Origin of the sequence: Aureimonas pseudogalii, from assembly GCF_014196835.1 — a bacterium.
Taxonomy (GTDB): domain Bacteria; phylum Pseudomonadota; class Alphaproteobacteria; order Rhizobiales; family Rhizobiaceae; genus Aureimonas; species Aureimonas pseudogalii.
Window position 1 is genome coordinate 221,350 of sequence record NZ_JACIEK010000002.1, and the last position, 18,266, is coordinate 239,615.

General features: G+C 70.7%; 17 protein-coding genes. 6 read left to right on the plus strand and 11 right to left on the minus strand.

Annotation, left to right across the window (positions count from 1 at the left end):
* The first annotated feature begins 166 nt into the window (after nt 1–166).
* From GGR04_RS07605 to GGR04_RS07615, 3 genes are all read left to right on the plus strand, one after another.
* Nucleotides 167–2,365: a malate synthase G gene (locus tag GGR04_RS07605; RefSeq protein ID WP_183199244.1), complete on the plus strand. Its 2,199-nt coding sequence runs from the start codon at nt 167–169 to the stop codon at nt 2,363–2,365.
* A gap of 196 nt (nt 2,366–2,561) precedes the next feature.
* Nucleotides 2,562–3,017, plus strand: a complete 456-nt coding sequence (locus GGR04_RS07610) for a YqaA family protein (RefSeq protein ID WP_183199245.1) — start codon at nt 2,562–2,564, stop codon at nt 3,015–3,017.
* Nucleotides 3,018–3,035: 18 nt separating this feature from the next.
* A complete protein-coding gene (locus GGR04_RS07615) occupies nt 3,036–3,695 on the plus strand; it encodes a ceramidase domain-containing protein (protein ID WP_183199246.1) in 660 nt (219 codons plus the stop codon).
* Between the two features lie 3 nt (nt 3,696–3,698).
* Here GGR04_RS07615 and GGR04_RS07620 read toward each other — a convergent pair whose 3' ends face one another.
* Both GGR04_RS07620 and GGR04_RS07625 read right to left on the minus strand, forming a co-directional pair.
* Entirely contained in the window at nt 3,699–4,679 is a 981-nt protein-coding gene (locus GGR04_RS07620) for a phosphoribosylaminoimidazolesuccinocarboxamide synthase (protein WP_183199247.1), read from the minus strand.
* 213 nt (nt 4,680–4,892) lie between these two features.
* Nucleotides 4,893–5,657: a L,D-transpeptidase gene (locus tag GGR04_RS07625; RefSeq protein WP_183199248.1), complete on the minus strand. Its 765-nt coding sequence runs from the start codon at nt 5,655–5,657 to the stop codon at nt 4,893–4,895.
* A 240-nt stretch (nt 5,658–5,897) separates the two neighbouring features.
* Between GGR04_RS07625 and GGR04_RS07630 the strand changes: the two genes are divergently transcribed.
* Together GGR04_RS07630 and GGR04_RS07635 are read left to right on the plus strand one after the other, a co-directional pair.
* Nucleotides 5,898–6,314, plus strand: a complete 417-nt coding sequence (locus tag GGR04_RS07630) for a MerR family transcriptional regulator (protein ID WP_183199249.1) — start codon at nt 5,898–5,900, stop codon at nt 6,312–6,314.
* A 303-nt stretch (nt 6,315–6,617) separates the two neighbouring features.
* The gene (locus tag GGR04_RS07635; RefSeq protein ID WP_183199250.1) at nt 6,618–7,124 is read left to right on the plus strand and encodes an MmcB family DNA repair protein; all 507 of its coding nucleotides are present in this window, start codon (nt 6,618–6,620) and stop codon (nt 7,122–7,124) included.
* Between the two features lie 102 nt (nt 7,125–7,226).
* Here GGR04_RS07635 and GGR04_RS07640 read toward each other — a convergent pair whose 3' ends face one another.
* The 4 genes from GGR04_RS07640 to GGR04_RS07655 all read right to left on the minus strand — a co-directional run bounded on the left by GGR04_RS07640 (nt 7,227) and on the right by GGR04_RS07655 (nt 12,701).
* Entirely contained in the window at nt 7,227–7,766 is a 540-nt protein-coding gene (locus GGR04_RS07640; protein ID WP_183199399.1) for an ActR/PrrA/RegA family redox response regulator transcription factor, read from the minus strand.
* Nucleotides 7,767–7,871: 105 nt separating this feature from the next.
* Nucleotides 7,872–9,269 carry an ActS/PrrB/RegB family redox-sensitive histidine kinase gene (locus GGR04_RS07645; RefSeq protein WP_281383058.1) on the minus strand — a complete coding sequence of 466 codons (1,398 nt, stop codon included), beginning with the start codon at nt 9,267–9,269 and terminating at the stop codon, nt 7,872–7,874.
* An 83-nt stretch (nt 9,270–9,352) separates the two neighbouring features.
* Nucleotides 9,353–11,863 carry an ATP-dependent helicase HrpB gene (gene hrpB, locus GGR04_RS07650; protein WP_183199400.1) on the minus strand — a complete coding sequence of 837 codons (2,511 nt, stop codon included), beginning with the start codon at nt 11,861–11,863 and terminating at the stop codon, nt 9,353–9,355.
* 163 nt (nt 11,864–12,026) lie between these two features.
* Entirely contained in the window at nt 12,027–12,701 is a 675-nt protein-coding gene (locus tag GGR04_RS07655) for a DUF1345 domain-containing protein (RefSeq protein ID WP_183199252.1), read from the minus strand.
* A 635-nt stretch (nt 12,702–13,336) separates the two neighbouring features.
* Between GGR04_RS07655 and GGR04_RS07660 the strand changes: the two genes are divergently transcribed.
* Nucleotides 13,337–14,095, plus strand: coding sequence for an SDR family NAD(P)-dependent oxidoreductase (locus tag GGR04_RS07660; protein ID WP_183199253.1), 759 nt, complete (start codon nt 13,337–13,339; stop codon nt 14,093–14,095).
* Between the two features lie 197 nt (nt 14,096–14,292).
* On the opposite strand, the gene GGR04_RS07665 is transcribed toward GGR04_RS07660, so the two are convergent.
* From GGR04_RS07665 to dnaJ, 5 genes are all read right to left on the minus strand, one after another.
* A complete protein-coding gene (locus tag GGR04_RS07665; RefSeq protein ID WP_183199254.1) occupies nt 14,293–14,895 on the minus strand; it encodes an HdeD family acid-resistance protein in 603 nt (200 codons plus the stop codon).
* 68 nt (nt 14,896–14,963) lie between these two features.
* Nucleotides 14,964–15,569, minus strand: coding sequence for an NADPH-dependent FMN reductase (locus GGR04_RS07670; RefSeq protein ID WP_183199255.1), 606 nt, complete (start codon nt 15,567–15,569; stop codon nt 14,964–14,966).
* The gene (locus GGR04_RS07675; RefSeq protein ID WP_183199256.1) at nt 15,566–16,207 is read right to left on the minus strand and encodes a class I SAM-dependent methyltransferase; all 642 of its coding nucleotides are present in this window, start codon (nt 16,205–16,207) and stop codon (nt 15,566–15,568) included. Before GGR04_RS07675 ends, GGR04_RS07670 begins: the two co-directional genes overlap by 4 nt.
* 111 nt (nt 16,208–16,318) lie before the next feature.
* Nucleotides 16,319–17,011: a class I SAM-dependent methyltransferase gene (locus GGR04_RS07680; protein ID WP_183199257.1), complete on the minus strand. Its 693-nt coding sequence runs from the start codon at nt 17,009–17,011 to the stop codon at nt 16,319–16,321.
* Between the two features lie 10 nt (nt 17,012–17,021).
* Nucleotides 17,022–18,179, minus strand: a complete 1,158-nt coding sequence (gene dnaJ / locus GGR04_RS07685) for a molecular chaperone DnaJ (RefSeq protein WP_183199401.1) — start codon at nt 18,177–18,179, stop codon at nt 17,022–17,024.
* Nucleotides 18,180–18,266: the final 87 nt, after the last annotated feature.

Here is an 18,266-nt window from a genome sequence, read left to right on the forward strand (position 1 = left end):
GGATGCTGCAAGACTGGCCCGCGCCCGAGGGGGCTGACAAGGGGCACCGGTTCCCCGCCTTACCCTCGCTCGGTAAAGTCCATTTGACAGTCGCGCCCTCGCTCGCGAAGACAGGCGCAACGTCGGCGGTCGCGTGGCCGCGTGTTTCGATCGAGGGAGACTCCGTATGTCCGATAATGCCGGCCGCCAGGGCCTCGTCGAGATCCACGGCCTCAAGGTCGATCCCCTCCTGAAGTCCTTCGTCGACGCCGAGGCGCTGCCGGGCACCGGCGTCGAGCCCGATGCCTTCTGGCGCGGCTTCGTCGACCTCCTGCACGATCTCGCGCCCCGCAACCGTGAGCTCCTCGCCATCCGCGACGACCTGCAGCGCCGGATCGACGACTGGTGCCGCGAGCGGCGGGGCGGCACGGTGGACGGCGCCGAGTACGAGGCGTTCCTGCGCGAGATCGGCTATCTCGTGCCGGAGGGCGCACCCTTCGCGGTGGAGACCGCCAAGGTCGACGCGGAGATTGCGGTGATCGCCGGGCCGCAACTCGTGGTGCCCGTGCTCAACGCCCGCTTCGCGCTCAACGCCGCCAACGCGCGCTGGGGCTCGCTCTACGACGCGCTCTACGGCACCGACGCCATTCCCGACGAGGGCGATGCCAAGCGCGGGCGCGGCTACAACGCGGCGCGGGGGGCCGAGGTCGTCGCCTGGGCCCGCGACTTCCTCGATCGCTCGGTGCCGCTGAACGGCGCGTCCTGGCGCGAGGCCGTGGGCTTCGCGGTGGAGAAGGCCCGCCTCACCGCGACGCTGAACGACGGCCGCCACGTGCCGCTCGCCGACCCCGCGCAGTTCGCGGGGTATCGCGGCGAGGCGGCCGCGCCCACCGCCATCCTCTTCGCGACCAACGGCCTCCACGGCGAGATCGTGGTCGACCGCGCCTCGCCGATCGGCTCGACGGACGCCGCCGGCATCGCCGACGTGGTGCTGGAGAGCGCCGTCACCACGATCCAGGACTGCGAGGATTCCGTCGCCGCGGTGGACGCGGAAGACAAGGTCGCCGTCTACCGCAACTGGCTCGGCCTGATGAAGGGCGATCTCGCGGAGACCTTCGAGAAGGGCGGCGAGACCATCACCCGCCGCCTCCTGCCCGACCGCATCTACACCGCGCCGGACGGCTCCGAGCTGACTCTGCCCGGCCGCTCGCTCATGCTGGTGCGAAACGTCGGGCACCTGATGACCAACCCCGCCGTGATCCTCGCCGACGGGCACGAGGCGCCCGAGGGCATGCTCGACGCCATGGTCACCACGCTGATCGCGATGCACGACCTGACGAAGACCGACGGCCCGCGCAACTCGCGCGCCGGCTCGGTCTACATCGTCAAGCCCAAGATGCACGGGCCCGATGAGGTCGAATTCGCCGACGAGATCTTCACCCGCGTCGAGAGCGCGCTCGGTCTCGAGGCCAACACGGTCAAGATGGGCATCATGGACGAGGAGCGCCGCACCACGGTGAACCTCAAGGAGGCGATCCGGCGCGCCCGCCGCCGCGTCGTCTTCATCAACACCGGCTTCCTCGATCGCACCGGCGACGAGATGCACTCCTCGATCGAGCTCGGACCGATGATCCGCAAGGGCGACATGAAGGCCGCCCCCTGGATCAAGGCCTACGAGGACCGCAACGTCGACGTCGGCCTCGCCTGCGGCCTCAAGGGCCACGCGCAGATCGGCAAGGGCATGTGGGCGATGCCCGACCTCATGCACGCCATGCTCGAGCAGAAGATCGCCCATCCCCGCGCCGGCGCCAACACCGCCTGGGTGCCGTCCCCCACCGCCGCCACGCTGCATGCCACCCACTACCACGAGGTCTCCGTCGCGGATCGGCAGGCCGAGCTCGCCGGCGGCAGCCGCACGAAGCTCTCCGACATCCTCGCCATTCCCGTCGCCGTGCGCCCGAACTGGAAGCCGGACGACGTCCAGGCCGAGCTCGACAACAACGCCCAAGGCATCCTCGGCTACGTCGTGCGCTGGATCGACCAAGGCGTCGGCTGCTCCAAGGTGCCCGACATCAACAATGTCGGCCTCATGGAAGACCGCGCCACCCTGCGCATCTCCTCCCAGCACATCGCCAACTGGCTGCTGCACGGCATCGTCACGGAAGCGCAGGTCGTCGAAACGATGAAGCGCATGGCCGCCGTGGTCGATCGCCAGAACGAAGGCGATCCGCTCTACGAACCGATGGCCGCCGACTTCGAGCGCTCCGTCGCCTTCCAGGCCGCCCTCGAACTCGTGCTCGAAGGCCGCATCCAGCCCAACGGCTACACCGAACCCGTTCTCCACCGCCGCCGCCGCGAGAAGAAGGCCGCCGGCTCTCGGGCGTGAGGCGCGGTATGCAGGGGCGCTGCCCCCGCACCCCTGCCAAGGAGCTTGAAGCCCCTTGGAACCCCCTCTCTTCCTTCCCGGATCGGGGTGGGCCGCTGGCCCGCCCCGATCCGGGACACAAGAAAAGAAGGGTCCGGGACTTCCGTCCCGGGCGGGGACCGGGGCGGCAGCCCCGCCATGCAGCGCCGGCCGCACGGTGACCGCCGAGCTTCTGGCGGCGTATGGCGGGTTGTTCGTAGCGGCGTTTCTGGCGGCGACGCTGATTCCGGCGTCGTCGGAGGCGGTTCTGGTGGGGTTGCTGCTGGCGGGCACGGGCAGCCCGTGGTGGCTGACGCTGGCGGCGACGCTGGGCAACACGCTGGGCGGATTGTTCAACTGGGGCTGCGGGCGGTTTCTGGCGCACTACCGGGATGCGAAATGGTTTCCGGTGCCCGAGCGCAAGATCGCGCGGGCGAGCCGCTGGTTCGAGCGCTTCGGGCTGCCGTCGCTGCTCTTCGCCTGGGTGCCGGTGGTGGGCGACGCGCTGACGGTGATCGCGGGCCTCCTCGGGGTGCGCGTGGTGCCGTTTCTCCTTCTGGTCGGCACCGGCAAGGGGCTGCGCTATGGCTTCGTGACGCTGACGACGCTGGGGTTGGCGGGCGCGTCCGGCTGACGGGAACGGGAGAAGGGCATGGACTGGTTCGGCCCGATCGACGCCTATTGCGAGCGCACGAGCGCGGCGGTCTGGGCCGAGCCGGTCAATGCGTTCTCGAACCTCGCCTTCCTCCTCGCCGCGCTCTGGGCCTGGCGGCGCTGGCGCAAGCTTGAGCCAGGCGAGCGCGGGGGCGACCGGGTGGTGCCGGCGCTGATCGGGCTCGTCGCGGTGATCGGCGTCGGGTCGACGCTGTTCCACACGCTGGCGAACGGCTGGTCGATGCTGGCCGACGTGGTGCCGATCACGCTCTTTATCGCCGCCTATTTCGCGCTCGCGCTGCGCCGGCTGGTGGGCTTGAGGCGGTGGGCGAGCGCCGGCGGCACGATCGCGTTTCTCGTGGCGGCGCAAGGCGTGGAGCCGTTGGCGGCACCGCTCGTCGGCTCGTCGGCGGCCTATGTGCCGGCGCTGGCGGCGCTGTTCGGCATCGGTGGCTGGCTGGGGCATCGCGGCCACCCCGCGGCGCGGCTCGTGCTGGCGGCGGGCGGTGTGTTCGCGCTGTCGCTCACCGCCCGCACGCTCGACGGGCCGCTCTGCGCGGCGCTGCCGCTCGGCCTGCATTTCCTGTGGCACGGGCTGAACGCCCTGGTGTTGGCGCTGCTGCTGGCCGCCGCGATGCCGGCGCCCTCCAAGCGTTGATCGTCAGGCGCCGCCGAAGAAGGGCGAGAGGCGCGTGCGGATGCGGTCGAGAACGGTGTCGCCGGCAAGGTCGGGCTGGAAGCGCCGGCCGGTGATGGTCTCGAAGGCTCCGACATAGACCTTCGCCGTGTCGAGGATCATCGCCTCGGGAATGGCGGGGATGGCGTCGTGATAGGGGTCGCAGCGCGCAGCCACCCAGGCGCGCACGCCGTCCTTGTCGAAGCTCTCGGGCCGCTCGCCGGCGGCGAGACACGCCTCGTAGCTCTCCGCGCGCCAGTAGCGCGAGGAATCAGGCGTGTGGATCTCGTCGGCCAGCACGATGCGGCCCTCATGGTCGGTGCCGAACTCGTATTTCGTGTCGGCGAGGATGAGGCCGCGCTCGCCGGCCATCGCCTGGCCGCGCGCGAAGAGCGCCAGCGCATGCGCCGACACCTCGCCCCACTGCGCTGGCGTCAGCAGGCCGCGCTCGAGGATCTCGTGGGGCGTCAGCGGCGCGTCGTGGTCGCCGTCGAGCGCCTTGGAGGTCGGGGTGATGATGGCGGCGGGCAGCGCCTCGTTGTCGGCGAGCCCGTCGGGCAGGCGCACGCCGTACATCTCGCGCTGCCCCTTCTTGTAGAGCGTCAGCACCGAGGTGCCGGTGGTGCCCGCGAGATAGCCGCGCACCACGATCTCCACCGGCAGGATGTCGAGCCGGCGGCCCACCACCACGTTGGGGTCGGGATAGTCGATCACGTGGTTGGCGCAGATATCGGAGGTCGCCTCGAACCAGAAGCGTGCGGTCTGCGTCAGCACCTGCCCCTTGAAGGGCACGGTGCAGAGAATGCGGTCGAAGGCCGAGAGCCGGTCGGTGGCGACGATGATGCGCCGCCCGTCCGGCAGATCGTAATTGTCACGCACCTTGCCGCTGTAGAAGTTCGGCAGCTCGGGGATCGCCGCGCCGGGCAGGATGCGGTGGGCCTGGGGGCGGAGGCGGTCGAAATCCATCGGCTGATACTCGGCGAGACGCGGGGAACGCGGGGAGCTTGGCTTCTAGCCGGTTCGCAGCGCCCTGTCAGGTCCGCGTTCGCCCCGGGGGCAATGCGCCGACGCCGCACCGAAGCGGCAAAGGGACGCCCGCCAAGAAAAAGGCCGGACGCTTCCCCCGAAGCGTCCGGCCAGCGCGGTCCCCCGCCTTGAACTCGAGATGGATGCGGGCCGTCAGCTTTGCGGCGCGGTGCGGCGACGGGACTCGAGGGTCTCCTTGCCCTGCAGCACGATGACGCGCGCGTTCATCGGCACGCGGTCGTAGAGATCGACGATGTCCTGGTTCATCAGGCGGATGCAGCCCGAGGAGACCGACTTGCCGATCGACCACCATTCCGGCGTGCCGTGCAGGCGGAACAGCGTGTCCTTGTTGCCCTGGTAGAGGTAGAGGGCGCGGGCGCCGAGCGGGTTCTGCAGGCCGGGATTCATGCCGACCTCGTTGCCGTAGGGCTTGAGCTCGGGACGACGCGCGATCATCTCCACCGGCGGAAACCACTTCGGCCAATGCTGCTTGTCCTTGATCGCGGCCTCGCCGGACCAGGAGAAGCCAGCCTTGCCGACGCCGATGCCGTAGCGCATCGCGGTGCCCTGCGGCTCCACGACGTAGAGGAAGTGGTTCTTCGTATCGACCACCACGGTGCCGGGCTCCATGCCCTCGCCGTTGTAGACGACGCGCTGGCGGCGGAACTCTTCGGCGACCTTCGTCACGGGAATGGCGGGAAGCTTGAAGCCGCCGTCCTCGATCGAATCGTAGGCGGTGAGCTCGACCGGACCCAGCGGCCCGCCGGACTTGATCTGCTCCACCGGGGCGGGCGCGACATAGGCCTGCGCCATCGGCACGTCGGTGGAGATCGAGGCGCGCTGCTGCGTCGTGCAACCGCTGATCGCCAGCACGGCGAGGCAGACGCCGAGAAGAAGGGGGGTGGAGCGGGTCGTCATGGGGCGTCCGGGTCAGGCTGCGGGATCGGGGGCGGCCAGAAAATGGCACAGCTCCCGAAACGGGCGTCCCGGAGAGGGCCGACCTTTTGGTACGCCGATGCGATTCCACTGGCAACGACCCCAATAGACCGTGGTATGGTTAAGATTGTCTTGTTGCAGCGCGAGCACAGTTGACGATCCCCAGTTTTGTCGCATTTCCCTTTTTCACGGGCGAAAGCTCAAGCGAAACGGGGACTTCCGATGAACATCGGCGAGGCGTCGCAACGGTCCGGCCTGCCGTCGAAGACCATTCGTTACTACGAGGAGGTCGGCCTGATCCGCCCCGCGCGGGCCGCCAACGGCTACCGCGACTATGGCGAGCGCGACGTGCACGTGCTGCGTTTCCTGCAGCGCTCGCGCTCGCTCGGCTTCTCGATCGACGAGGCGCGCAACCTCCTGTCGCTCTACGGCAGCGGCGGCGACCGCCAAGCCATGCACCGGCTGGCGGCGCGCAAGATCGCCGAGATCGACCGCAAGATCGAGGAACTGCAGACGCTGCGCACGGCGGTCGCCGCCGTCACCGACGAAACGGGCGAGGACGGCGATCTCGGCTGTCCCATCCTCGACGAGATCGCAGGCGAGGGCGCACGCATGCCCGGCCGGATGATCGGCGTCTGAATTGGGCCAAGCGCCGACTCTTCAGCGCGGTCGCGAAGGAAGAGCGGATGCAATCGGGACCGCGCGGCGTTCTCTCCGAGGATGTTGCGGCGTCCGCAACACGCCGTTGCGCCTGCATCATCCCCGAGGGGCGGCATTCGCTCCTACGAGACCGAACCGAAGGGCCACTTCGAGAAAGGAAGGCGGGGCGATCCTCGTGCCGGTGAACGCCCACCCGGGCGATTGCGGCGAAACGACTCGTCGTTGCGCTTTCGTTCCCGTCTGCGCTTGATCCCGCGAGGCGACCGGCGCTAGGGAGGAGCCATGCCGCTCGTCTCTCCCTTCCGGCGCGACCCGCTCATCGACGGACGCCAGTCCGAACGCGCCATGGCCGTACGCCGCGGCGTGCAGCGGCTGATGATCCGCCTGCGCGTCTCCGTCCTACCGGAGATCCCGCTCGTGTCGGGCCGCCGCGCCGATCTCCTCTGCCTCGACGACAAAGGCGAATTCTCGATCGTCGAGATCAAGTCCTCGATCGAGGATTTTCGCGCCGACCGCAAATGGCCGGACTATCGGCTGCATTGCGACCGGCTCTACTTCGCCACGCATCCGGGCATACCGACCGAGATCTTTCCCGAGGAGTGCGGGCTCATCGTCTCCGACGGCTACGACGCCGAGATGCTGCGCGAGGCACCGCTCGAAAAGCTGGCGGGCGCGACGCGCAAGGCATTGACGCTGCGCTTCGCGCGGCTCTCGGCCGACCGGCTGCTGCTCGCCGAATGGAACGCGCACGGAACGAGCGACGCGCCGTCGATCGACGACGACGTCTGACGATACGGCAACATTTTCAAGCCCGAAGCCGACCCGCTTGCCTTCGCATTCCTCTCCAAGCCGATCGGACCGCAGTCCGATCGGGCCATCCAGACGTCGCGATCAGCGCGGGGCGCGCTTGGCGAGGATGCGCTGCAACGTGCGACGGTGCATCGACAGGCGGCGCGCCGTCTCCGAGACGTTGCGGTCGCAAAGTTCGTAGACCCGCTGGATGTGCTCCCAGCGGATGCGGTCGGCCGACATGGGGTTTTCCGGCGGCTCGGCCTTGGTGTCGGGATCGCGCATCAGCGCCGCGATCACCTCGTCGGCGTCGGCCGGCTTGGCGAGATAGTCGATGGCGCCGAGCTTCACGGCGGTCACCGCGGTGGCGATGTTGCCGTAGCCGGTGAGCACTACGACGCGGGCGTCCGGCCGGGCGCGGCGCAGCGCCTCGATCACGTCGAGCCCGTTGCCGGCACCGAGGCGCATGTCGACCACGGCATAGGCGGGCGCCTGGGCCCGGATCGCCGAAACGCCTTCGCTGACGCCTTCAGCCGTGCGCACGGCGAAGCCGCGCTGCTCGAAGGCGCGCGCGAGGCGCGTCACGAAGGGACGGTCGTCGTCGACCAAGAGGATCGAGGCGTCACCCTCGGGAACCCGCATCGGAGCGGGCGCGGAAGGGGCATTGTCCATCAGCATGAGCGTGGTTTCCTTTTGTCTTCAGATGGGGTCTGCACGGCGGCGATCAATAAGGAAGACTGCGGACCATCAGGCGCTCGGCAGCGCCATGAACGGGTCGCTCTCGCCCAAGACCAGCTCGCCGCGCGGATCGCTGGCTCTCCCGAACGCCTCGCGCGGCCAGGAGATGGCAACGAGCGCACCGGGACGGTCGGCCTCCGGCCGGTTGCCGAAGACGATCCGCGCACCCGAGCGCTCGAGCAGCGTCTTGGCGATGAACAGGCCGAGACCGAGGCCGCCGCCGGAATTGCGCGGGCCGGTCTCGCGCTGGGCCATGTAGGGGTCGCCGATGCGCGCGAGGACGTCCGCTGGGAAGCCCGATCCGTCGTCGACGATGTCGATGTCGATGCGCTCGCCGTCCCAGGAGAGCGCGATCGACACCTCGGAGGCCGCGAAGTCGACGGCATTCTCGACGATGTTGCCGAGCCCGTAGACGATGCCGGCATTGCGACGCAGCACCGGCTCGGGCCCGATCCGCGTGCCCTCGTGCACATGGATCGTCACGCCGAAGTCGCGGTGCGGCGCCACCACCTCTTCCACCAGCGACAGGAAGGAGTGGCGCGCCAGATGCTCTTCCGACGAGGAGGAAAGGCTGGTGAGTTGGCGCAGGATGCCGCGACAGCGCTCGGTCTGGGTGATCAGGAGATCGACGTCCTCGCGCATCGGATCGGCCGCCGGCGTGGACCGCCCCATCTCCTTGGCGACGAGGGCGATCGTGGCGAGCGGCGTGCCGAGTTCGTGTGCCGCGGCCGCGGCCAGCCCGTCCAGCGCCGAGAGATGCTGCTCGCGCTGCAGCACGAGTTCGGTCGCGGCCAGCGCGTCGGAGAGGGTGCGGGCTTCGGCGGCGACGCGGTAGATGTAGAATGTGGCGAAGAGGAGCGTCGTCACCAGCGCGAACCACATGCCGCCGAGATAGGGCAGCGGCAGCGCGAAGGGCCAGTCGACCGGCCAGGGCATCGGCATATGCAGGAAGGCGAGCGCGGTGGCGGCGAGGACGGCGAGAATGCCGAGGCCGATCGTGGTGGCGGGCGGCTGGGTCGCGGCGGCCGTCATCGCGGGCACGATGAGGAAGATCGCGAACGGGTTCTGGATGCCGCCGGTGAGGAAGAGGAGGCCCGTCGGCTGCAGGATGTCGAAGGCGAGGATCGCCGCCACCTGCCGCGTCTCCAGCCGCTCGCTCTTGGGAAAGCGCACCGAGAGCACGAGATTGAGCGCGATCGACAGGGCGATGAGCCCGAAGCACAGGAACACCGGGTAAGGATACCAGAGGCCCCAGGCGACGAAGACGCAGGCCGCCGTCTGCCCGGCGATCGACAGCCAGCGCAGCCGCGTCAGCGTCGCCAGGCGCATGCGCTGGCCCTCGTTCGAGGCGCGGCCCGACCAGGAGGGGCCGGGTTCGAAATCGGCGTGGTGCGAACGGGTCATCATGCCATGTCAAGTAGACACGACCCTGCCACTGCCAAGATGCGGCACGTCGGCACGCGGTCCCCATTCGCGCGCGGCGCGAAGGCTCAGGTGCCGCGGGGCTTCGCCCGTGCGGTCGGCGCCGCGCCGGCGGGATCCTCGGGCCAGGGATGGCGTGGATAGCGCCCGCGAAGGTCGGCGCGCACGTCGGCCCAGGAGCCCGCCCAGAAGCCGGGCAGGTCGCGCGTCACCTGGATCGGGCGTCCGGCGGGCGAGAGCAGTTCGAGGATCAGCGGCAGGCGGCCGTCGGCGATCGCGGGATGACGGCGCAGGCCGAAGAGCTCCTGCACGCGGATCGCCAGCACCGGGCCTTGCGGCTCGTAGCGGATCGGATGGCGCGAGCCGGTGGGGGCGTCGAAATGCGAGGGCACGATCGCCTCGAGCCGGCGCGCCTCCGCGCCGAGCCGCGCCAGCAGCGCCTCGCGGATCGCACCGGGCGGGATGGCGGCGAGCGCTGCGACGCCGGGGAGGAAGGGGGCGAGCCAGTCGCCGGCCTCCGCCAGCAGCGCCGCGTCGGAAAAGCCGGGCCAGCCCGCCTCGGGGCCGAGCGCGGCCGCGGCGAAGCGCAGGCGCGCCAGCAGGCGCTCGCCTTCCCGGTCGAGCGGCAGCGGCGCGAGGCCGAGATCGAGATCGCGAAGGCCCGCCATCAGGATGGCGCCCACCCGCCCGTCGGCGGGCAGCGGGCGCGGGGCCTCGGTGAGGACCGCTCGGCCGAGCCGGCGCACGTGGCGGGCGCGCACCGAGCGGCTGGCGGGATCGAAGGCGAGCGTCTCCTCCTCCACGATGCGCGCGGCGAGGATGCGCTCCAGCGCCTCGCGCATCAGCGGCGCGCAAGCGCGAATGCGCCCGACCCGCGTCGTGTTGCCTCTCGGCGATCCCGCACCCGGCGCCACCCCTTGCAGATCGGCCACCACGAGCGCCGGCTCGCGCGCCAGCGCCTCGCTCTCGGGCAGCATCCCGCCGCGTCCGTTGGCGAGCACGAAGGCGCCGCGCGCGCCGCGGGCCAGCGCCACCCGGTCGGGATAGGCGAGCGCCAGCAGCGCGCCGGGATCGGTGTCGTCGAGCGTCTCACCACCGATCTCGGTCGCGACCGCGCGCACGAGCCGGGTGGCGAGCTCGTCGGCGGTGCGGGCGCGGGGCGAGCGGTCGGTGCCCCAGCGCCGCAGCCGCTCGCCGAGATCGGTGTCGGTGCCGCCGAGCCCGTGTTCGGTGAGGAGCACCGCGAGGCGCGCCGCGACCCGGCGGGGCGCGCCGGGCGCGGCGCCCGCCACCATGCGCGCGAGGCGCGGCGGCGCCGGCAGGCGGCGCATCGCCTCGCCCATGGCGGTGATGCGTCCGTCCTCGCCCAGCGCCCCGAGGTCGACGAGGAGCGAGCGCGCCTCGGCGACGGCGGGGGCCGGTGGCGCGTCGAGGAAGGCGAGGTCGGACGGGTCGCGCGCGCCCCAGGCGAGCGTGTCGAGCACGAGCGAGGAGAGGTCGCTGGAGAGGATCTCCGGTCGGTCGAAGGCCTCCAGCGCGCCCGTCTCGGCCTCGCGCCAGAGCCGCACGGCGGTGCCCGGCGCGGTGCGCCCGGCGCGCCCGGCCCGCTGGTCGGCGGCCGCGCGCGACACACGTACCGTTTCGAGGCGCGACAGGCCGGTGGCCGGCTCGAAGCGCGGCTGGCGCTTCCAGCCGCCGTCCACCACCACGCTGACGCCGTCGATGGTGAGCGAGGTCTCGGCGATCGTGGTGGCCAGCACCACCTTGCGCGCGCCCGTGGGCGCCGGGCGGATCGCGAGGTCCTGGGCGGCAGCGTCCATCTGGCCGTAGAGCGGGGCGAGGATCACGTCCGCCGGCAGGCGGGGCGCCAGTCGCTCGGCGGTGCGCTCGATCTCGCGCTGGCCGGGCAGGAAGGCGAGGATCGAGCCGGGGCCGCTTGCGATCTCGGCGAGGACGGCGGCCGCCACCGCCTCTTCGATGGGCTCCGTGCCCGGCCGGTCGCGGTAGCGGATGGCGACGGGAAAGGCCCGACCGGCGCTCTCGATCACCGGCGCGTCGCCGAGCAGAGAGGCCACGCGCGCTCCGTCGAGCGTCGCCGACATCACGAGGAGGCGGAGGTCGGGCCGCAGTGCGCCCTTGAGGTCGAGCGCCAGCGCCAGCCCGAAATCCCCGTCGAGCGAGCGCTCGTGGAACTCGTCGAAGAGGATGGCGGCGACGCCGGGAAGGTCGGGCTCGGAAAGGATCATCCGGGTGAGGACGCCCTCGGTGACCACCTCGATGCGTGTTTCACGTGAGACCTTGGTGTCCAGCCGCATGCGCCAGCCCACCGTCTCGCCGGGCCGCTCGCCGACGAGCGAGGCCATGCGCGTCGCCGCCGCGCGCGCCGCGAGGCGGCGTGGCTCGACGAGGAGGATGCGCCCCTCCGCGATCGCGCCGAGGAGATGCAGCGGCACGAGCGTCGTCTTGCCGGCGCCGGGCGGCGCCACGAGCACGGCGGCGCCATGGCGCTCCAGCGCCTCGGCGACGGCTGGCAGGACGGCGGAGACGGGAAGCTCGGGAAGTGTGAAAGGGCGGGTCAGGAGAACGCTCCGCGGCGTCCGGCGCGCCGACTGGCCATGCGCGCGGACGGTTCGAAGACGGCGTTCGGCGGAGACGGTGCGGGCGCGGCGATCATGCGCGGGGTTCTGCGAGATCGGCGCCGCGCTGTCCAGCCGGGAGAGGCGGGGACTGCCGGCCCGCCGCTCAGATCACGCTCGCGCCGACATTCACGGCGAGCGCCAGGATCGTGGTGTTGAACAGGAAGGCGAGGATCGTGTGGGCGAGCACGAGGGCGCGCATGCCGCGCGTCGTCACCGCGACGTCCGAGGTCTGCGCCGCCGCGCCCATGGTGAAGGCGAAGTAGAGGAAGTCGGGATAGTCGGGCTCGGCGTCGCCGCCGGGAAAGGCCATGCCGCCCTCGGCCGCCGGGTTGCCGTAGTATTCGCCGGCATAGTGCACGGCCATCACCACCTGCGTCATGGTCCACGACAGGAGGATCGTCAGGCCCGCGAGGGACAGGCGCCAGCCCGACACGTGGTCGCTGCCGAGGCCGTGCAGCTCGGCGGCGATGGCGCCGAAGGAGACGGCGATGGCAAGGCTCGTCAGCAGCAGGATCGCCGCGCGACCCTCGTCCTGCCCCTGCGCGTGGCCGCGGATGTCGCCGGTGTCGGCGAATAGCATCATGCGCAGGGTCGCCGCGAGATAGACCAGCACGCCGCAGTCCCAGCCGACGAGAATGCGCGTCGAGACGGGCAGGCTCGCGGGCAGGAGAAGCGCCACCGCGAGCGTCACGGCGAAGCCGCCGACGAGCCGGGGGCGGGCCCGAAGGCTGCGCCAGACCCGGAGCGGCGGCAGAACGGGTCGGTCGATCGGGCTCATCGCGGCTCCTCTAGCAGACAAGTCGGCGGCAAGCGGCGGGCGGCTCGCCCCGCGGCGGCGCCGGCTCGCCAAAGACGAAAGAGGGGGCGGACGGGGTGAAGCCGTCGACTTCAGGTCGTCGTTTGCCGCATCGTCCGAGCGTGAAAGCCGAATTGGCTTTCACTGGAAGGCTCTAGCATCGCCTCCACACCTGCGCATCCGGCTTTGCGACGCAATCGGCCCCATTGCGGGTTGCAGGCTGCGCGTGGGTCAGCTTGGCGAGACGGCGAGGTGCGGCACCAAAGCGGCAGGCGCGGCTCCGCTCCTCAAGCCGCGCACTGCACCCAGAGAATGCAAGAGCGACCACGGCAGCATGTGGCGCGCGACCGCTTCCACCCCGATCTCGGCTGGGGTCGCGTGCCGGCACGCTCTCGTCCTCCGTCACTCGGCGCCACGAGACCGATCGTGTGGTCCCGGTGTCGAAGGAGATCGCCGCAGCGAGGTGAAAGGCGTGCGGCAGACGTGGAGGCTGCGGCGAAAGATATTCCCCCGCCGCGGTGCTTTGCGGTAAAGGGAAGGCAGCGTGCGGCTGGCATCGACGGCTCCTCGCGCCGCGGCGGTTCCGCCCCGCCGGCTTGCCCAGACGACGAGGTTCCATGTCCGCTCCCGCGCCGACCGACGCCCGCAAGACGCTCGTCCTCACCGGAGCCTCGCGCGGCATCGGCCACGCCACCGTGAAGCGGTTCTCGCGCGAGGGCTGGCGCGTCATCACCTGCTCGCGCCAGGATTTCGCCGTCGACTGCCCCTGGCCCGCCGGCCCCGAGGACCACATCAAGGTCGACCTGTCGGATCCCGAGGACGTCGGCTACGCCGTGTCCGAGATCCGCCAGCGCCTGCAAGCCAATGGCGGGCGGCTCGACGCGCTCGTCAACAACGCGGCGATCTCGCCGAAGGCCGACAAGGGCGCGCGGATGGATTCGATCCGCACCCCCATGCACGTCTGGCGCGACGTCTTTCAGGTCAACTTCTTCGCCCCCATCATGCTGGCGCGCGGCCTCCATTCGGAACTCGCCACCGCCCGCGGCTCGATCGTCAACGTCACCTCGATCGTCGGCAGCCGCGTGCACCCCTTCGCCGGCACCGCCTACGCTACCTCGAAGGCCGCACTCGCCTCGCTGACACGCGAGATGGCCGCCGACTTCGGGCCGGACGGCATCCGCGTCAACGCCATCGCCCCCGGCGAGATCGACACCGCCATCCTCTCGCCCGGCACCGAGAAGATCGTCGAGACCATCCCGCTGCGCCGCCTCGGCAAGACCTCCGAGGTCGCCGACATCATCTACTTCCTCTGCTCCGAACAGGCCTCCTACGTCAGCGGCGGCGAAATCCACATCAACGGCGGCCAGCACGTCTGAGCGCCGGCGGCGGTGGCATGGCGGGGCTGCCGCCCCGAACCCCGCCCGAGGGCTGACACCCCCGGACCCCCGCTTCTTTTGATCGATGACCGGGGAGGGCCAGCGGCCCTCTCCGGTCATCGAAGAAGAGATGGGGTTCCAAGGGCCTCAGGCCCTTGGCAGGGGTGCGGGGGCAGCGCCCCTGCATACCGTAGCCGCTAGCGCCCGGCCTTCGGTCCGGTGCGGGCGTCGAGGGCGGCGGCGAGGAGGCTGAGGCCGGACATCACGAGGGAGAGGCCGAGGAAGATGCCGACGGCCCAAGCGGCGGTGCCCGGCAGGCCGATGACGAGGAAGAAGGCGAGGGCCACGTTCAGCGCACCGGCGGCGGCGAGCAGCCAGAATCGACCGGTGGAGGCGCGGAAGGCGCGCGCCAGCGACAGGATGGCGAGGCCTGTGAGGAGGAAGTAGACGGCGAGGACGGTGGTCAGCGTCACCGCGCCGGCGAAGGCATCGGCGAGGATCACGAGAGCGAGCAGCGCCAAAAGCACGGTGAGGGTGAGGTTCGACCAGAAGCCGGCGGCGTCGCGCATGCGAAAGCAGGCGATCGCCGCGGCGGCGGCGAGCGAGAGGATCAGCCAGCCGAGGAAGATCGAGGTCGCCCGCGTCGCGAGCAGGGGCGCGACCAGCGCCGCGACGCCGGTCAACGCCATGAGAAGGCCTTGCAGCGAGAAGGCACGCCAGTGCTGGTGCAGGTAGCGCCGAACCTCGCGCCGCACCGTTTCGGGCGCCGCGGGCCGTTGCCTGATCTCGTTCAAATCCATGTGCCGTCCCGTTTCCCGTTCCCACCCCATCGTCCCATCGGTCCCGCTTGCCGATCGCCCGCGTTTCGTCAGCTCTGGCGCCCGAGAGCGCGTGCGTGGTCGAGCAGCGTCTCCGCGAGATCGTCGAGATGTCGCCGATACGTCTCGTCGGCAAGGCGTCCGGACGCCTCGAACGGGGCGCCCGCGACGCAGACGGCGCATTGCGGGGTCACGACTTCGGCACCGAGCGCCTGAAGCACGGCGCGCAGCGGCGCCAGAGCCGCCCGTCCGCCATCGGGCGCGTGCGAGGTCGAGGCGAGCCCGACCACGAGGCGGTGGAACGGGTGGACGGGCTGCGGCTGCTCGCGCGCCGCGGCGGCGATCCAGGCCACAGCGTTCGCAAGAAGCGGCGCCACCCCGTCGTGGACGGCGGGGGCAACGATCAGCAGCCCGTCCTGGAGGGCGAGCCGCTGGGCGAGGAGGCGGGCGTTCTCCGGCAGGCCGGGTGACCGGCCTGCCGGCGGGAGGGCGACGCCGGGCTCGGCGTCGAAGAGCGGCAGCGGATAGTCGGCAAGGCTCGCCGCCGTCAGCGCCACGTCGGTGACGGCGAGAAGCCGCGTCGCCTCGCCGGCCAGCCGCGCGGCGCCCGAGTCCGCGATCGCGGTGCCCGGCAGCACGAGAAGGCGCGGGATCAATGCCCAGACGTCCGTGAGGACCCGGTCGGCGTGTAGATCCAGACGCGGGCGGGAGGGATGTTGTCCCAGACGATGGGCGAGGAGGAGACCTCGAAGAGCCCGGCCACGGGCTTCACCGGCGGCGTCCAGAGATAGGAGAGCTGGGTCAGGTTGCCGCCCGGCAGGAGACGGGCGAAATAGCGCGCGAAGAGCGCCTGACGTTCGCGCTGCGCCATCTTCACGATCGGGATGGCGAAGAGGATGGTGGCAAAGCGCGTGGCGCCGGCGTCACGGAGCGTCTTGTCGAGATCGAACCCGTCGCCATGGATGACGTTGACCTCGGGGAAGCGACGCTGGAGCGTCTTTGCGAACTCGGGCTCGTACTCGATCGAAGTGATGCGCGAGGGCGCGACGCCGGCCTCCAGCAGCGCGCGGGTGACGACGCCGAGGCCCGGGCCGAGCTCCAGCACCGGGCCTTCGATGCCGGTGGTGGACGCCGCGACCATGGCGGCGCAGTAGCTGGCCGAGGAGGGCGCGACGGCGCCGAGCGTCAGGGGATTGCGGACCCAGGTTCCGAAGAAGCGCAGGAGATCGCCCTGACGTTCGTTCTGGCGGTCGCGCGGTGGGTTCGGCGTGGGCGACCCGGATTGATCCTGCATCCTCGATCCTCTCGTTCGGCCGGCCCCGTTCGGCGGCGTCGCTTCGTTCCCGAGCATTTCGCGTGGAAGCCGACCGGACTCCCACGCGAAATGCTTTAGTCGGCGAGTTTGTCAGGCTGACGAAGGCCGGGGTTCCGCGTCGTCGTTGCCGGCGGAGGGGAACGCTGCGCCTTCGCGACGATAGACGACGACGCGGGCCGGCGGCAGGTTGCGCTTGATCCACCGGCTGGGAAAGGCCGTGGCGCCGACGGCATCGGGCTTCACCGGCAGCGAGGGCGAATAGGTGAACTGAATGAACGGCGCGCCGGGGGGCAGCAGCGCAAGATAGCGGTCGAGGGCCCGGCTGCGCTCGGCTTCGGGCCGCGCCATCAGCGGCAGGGACGAGACGACCGCGGCGATGCGGCGCCCGTCGATCCAGCCGAGGAGAGCGGCCGGCGGGGTGTAGGCGTCGCCTTGCACGATGCAGATGCCGGGATAGCGCAGGCGCAGCAGGCCGCAAAACTCTGGCGCGTATTCGACGCAGGCCAGCCGCTCCGCCGCGATCCCACGCTGCAAGAGGCAGCGCGTCACCGCGCCGGTGCCCGGCCCGAGCTCGATCACCAGCGCATCGGGATCGTCGGGCACGAAGGACGCCATCAGCGTTCCCAGCGCCGCCGACGAGGGCGACAGCGCGCCGACGCCGAGCGGGCTGCGCAGCCATTCGCGCAGGAACCGGCCCTTGCCGGCGTCGCGCCCGCCCTTGTGCGAAATCTCTTGCAGCGCCGCCTCCCGGTTCGGGTTTCGAGACGTGTTTACGCGCGTCAAGAACGAAAGGCTACTCGCTCAAGCCCTCGAAGAAGTCCTTCATGCGCGCGAAGAAGCCGGTGGATTGCGGCGAGTTCTCCGACGACGAGATGTCCTCGAACTCTTCGAGCAGCTCGCGCTGGCGCCGCGAGAGGCTTTGCGGCGTTTCGATGGAGATCTGGATGAAGAGATCGCCCGTCTGCGCCGAGCGCAGCACCGGCATGCCCTTGCCCTTGACGCGGAACTGCTTGCCGAACTGGGTGCCCTCGGGAACCTTGACCCGCGACTTCTGCCCGTCGAGCGTCGTCACCTCGAACGTGCCGCCGAGCGCGGCGGTCGTCATCGACACCGGCACCTTGCAGAAGAGATCGGCGCCGTCGCGCTGGAAGAACTCGTGCGGCTTCACCGACAGGAAGATGTAGAGATCGCCCGCCGGGCCGCCGCGCAGGCCCGCCTCTCCTTCGCCGGCGAGCCGGATGCGGGTGCCGTCCTCAATGCCGGCCGGGATCGAGACCGAGAGGTTGCGCTCTTCCGGCAGACGGCCGTCGCCACCGCACTTGCCGCAGGGGTCGGCGATGATCTCGCCACGACCCTGGCAGGTGGGGCAGGTGCGCTCGATCGAAAAGAAGCCCTGCGCGGCACGAACGCGCCCGATGCCGCCGCAGGTCGGGCAGGCCTTCGGCGCGGTGCCGGTCTTGGCGCCCGTGCCGTTGCAGACGTCGCACTGGATGGTGGTGGGAACGCCGATCTCGGCGGTCTTGCCGGCGAAGGCCTCGTCGAGGCTGATCTCCATGTTGTAGCGAAGATCGGAGCCGCGCTCGCGGCCGGACTGGCCGCCGGCGCGCCGCCCGCCTCCCCCCGCGCCGCCCTGGCGCTGGCCGCCCATCATCTCGCCGAAGATGTCGTCGAAGATGTCGGCCATCGAGGAGGCGAAGTCGCCCTTGAAGCCGGCGCCGCCCTGGCCGTTCTGGAAGGCGGCATGGCCGAACCGGTCGTAGGCCGAGCGCTTCTGGGGATCCTTGAGCACCTCGTAGGCCTCGCCGATCTCCTTGAACTTGACCTCGGCGGCGTCGTCGCCAGGGTTCTTGTCTGGGTGATACTGCATGGCGAGCTTGCGGAACGCGGCCTTCAGAACCTTGTCGTCGCAACCTCTGGCGACGCCGAGCGTCTCGTAGTAGTCGACCTTCACGGACACCGTTTCACCGTTCTCATCGTCTGACAGGGGAACGGCGGGCACCGGGCCAGCCGCCTCGAATTCGCCAAGCCGGCCGCCCAT

Coding starts and splice junctions, on each gene's coding strand:
- GGR04_RS07655 (WP_183199252.1), bottom strand. CDS start 12,701: ATGAGCCCGATCGACCGACCCGTTCTGCCGCCGCTCCGGGTCTGGCGC.
- GGR04_RS07620 (WP_183199247.1), bottom strand. CDS start 4,679: ATGGATTTCGACCGCCTCCGCCCCCAGGCCCACCGCATCCTGCCCGGC.
- GGR04_RS07640 (WP_183199399.1), bottom strand. CDS start 7,766: ATGCGGGTTCCCGAGGGTGACGCCTCGATCCTCTTGGTCGACGACGAC.
- GGR04_RS07625 (WP_183199248.1), bottom strand. CDS start 5,657: ATGACGACCCGCTCCACCCCCCTTCTTCTCGGCGTCTGCCTCGCCGTG.
- GGR04_RS07605 (WP_183199244.1), top strand. CDS start 167: ATGTCCGATAATGCCGGCCGCCAGGGCCTCGTCGAGATCCACGGCCTC.
- GGR04_RS07615 (WP_183199246.1), top strand. CDS start 3,036: ATGGACTGGTTCGGCCCGATCGACGCCTATTGCGAGCGCACGAGCGCG.
- GGR04_RS07665 (WP_183199254.1), bottom strand. CDS start 14,895: ATGGATTTGAACGAGATCAGGCAACGGCCCGCGGCGCCCGAAACGGTG.
- GGR04_RS07675 (WP_183199256.1), bottom strand. CDS start 16,207: ATGCAGGATCAATCCGGGTCGCCCACGCCGAACCCACCGCGCGACCGC.
- GGR04_RS07635 (WP_183199250.1), top strand. CDS start 6,618: ATGCCGCTCGTCTCTCCCTTCCGGCGCGACCCGCTCATCGACGGACGC.
- GGR04_RS07660 (WP_183199253.1), top strand. CDS start 13,337: ATGTCCGCTCCCGCGCCGACCGACGCCCGCAAGACGCTCGTCCTCACC.
- GGR04_RS07630 (WP_183199249.1), top strand. CDS start 5,898: ATGAACATCGGCGAGGCGTCGCAACGGTCCGGCCTGCCGTCGAAGACC.
- GGR04_RS07645 (WP_281383058.1), bottom strand. CDS start 9,269: ATGATGACCCGTTCGCACCACGCCGATTTCGAACCCGGCCCCTCCTGG.